Below are 1,164 nucleotides of genomic sequence, written 5' to 3'. Positions count from 1 at the left end.
GAGTTGTTGAAGAATGGTAAACGTTTAGAATCTGTGATTGTAGATATGGATCATAAGGAAGCTACCTCTGATTATATTATTTCTGGTGGTGCAGTAATTGATATGTCTAATCGTGAGGAATATTCGATTAAAGTTTATGTGAATAAGAAACTTTATGATTTGTCTGTATCTAATGATTTTTATAATTCTGTAGAGATTGGTAAGAAAGTGAAAGTTATTGAGTATAAGGATAGAGTTGTTTTAGATAATTGAGTGGAGTGATTGAAATGGATTTAACTAATATTGCAATGACTATTGCCGGTATTTGCGTAATTATTATTTTGATTTTTGTAACTGTTTTTATATGTTCGTTAATTTTTATAGGTACTAAAGATATGTTTGACCAATATAAAGCTGATAAGAAGAAACTTTATAAAAGAGATTTTAGAGAATCATGATTAAGAAAATAGCAATTATAATTTGTTCATTTTTAGTTTTTGTAGTTACTTCTATACCTCGTGTATATGCTGATGGTCCAACATTTACATTGTTGGGAAGTAAAAATGTATCTATTGAAAATAACGGTATGGTTAACGGTAAATATAATTTGATTATCAGAGTTAATGATATGACAAATGTTTATAGTTTTCAGTTGAGTGAGTTAATGCTTGTTAGTGATTGTTCGTTTCACGTAGGAAATGGGAAATGGACAAGACCAGAACAAGAAAAAAATGAATTTCCGATTAATTGGGATATGAATGGAACATATGCGTTTTACATTTTTCACAATGGGAAAGTGTTAGGTTATGCACGTTTTAAACTTCAAGGTTTAAAAGAAAATGCAGGTACTGGAGGAGAAACCGTATATTGGGGCAAAGGTGCTAAGTATTACGATTTGCCCGAAATTGAAAAGCCAAATCCTGAGGATTATGCGGATTATGATGGTAAACATGACGGTATTTGTACTAATGAGCGAGTACCTGATAAACCTAATGGTAGTGGAGATATAGATAATTCGAAAGATGATAATAACAATGGTGGAAATAATAATAATGGCGGTAATAATGAAAAGTTAGATAAAGCTTTAAAAGATATAAATGATGCTTTAAAAAATATTGAAACATCTAGTAAAGATACAGCAAATAATACAAAAGATATTGCTGATTCTAATAAAGAAATAGCAAA

2 protein-coding genes and 1 pseudogene are annotated in these 1,164 nt (G+C 29.6%); all 3 read left to right on the top strand.

The genetic code is table 11. The annotated features are described in order from the left end of the window. Positions 1–252, top strand: a 252-nt coding sequence (locus tag JFU02_RS03500; RefSeq protein WP_201069889.1) for a hypothetical protein, incomplete at its 5' end; no start/stop codon positions are given. Positions 253–266: 14 nt separating this feature from the next. Then, complete coding sequence (locus tag JFU02_RS03495; protein WP_201069886.1) at positions 267–437, top strand: hypothetical protein; 171 nt, start codon at positions 267–269, stop codon at positions 435–437. After that, a pseudogene (locus tag JFU02_RS03490) lies at positions 434–1,164 on the top strand (hypothetical protein); the annotation flags it as partial. The gene JFU02_RS03495 and the pseudogene JFU02_RS03490, both read left to right, overlap by 4 nt.

Origin of the sequence: Bacillus sp. TH13, from assembly GCF_016651175.1 — a bacterium.
In the GTDB taxonomy this organism is placed as follows: domain Bacteria; phylum Bacillota; class Bacilli; order Bacillales; family Bacillaceae_G; genus Bacillus_A; species Bacillus_A thuringiensis_S.
Note: the sequence above shows the minus strand (reverse complement) of the source record. Positions and strands in the feature narration are given on the sequence as shown.

Coding starts and splice junctions, on each gene's coding strand:
- JFU02_RS03495 (WP_201069886.1), top strand. CDS start 267: ATGGATTTAACTAATATTGCAATGACTATTGCCGGTATTTGCGTAATT.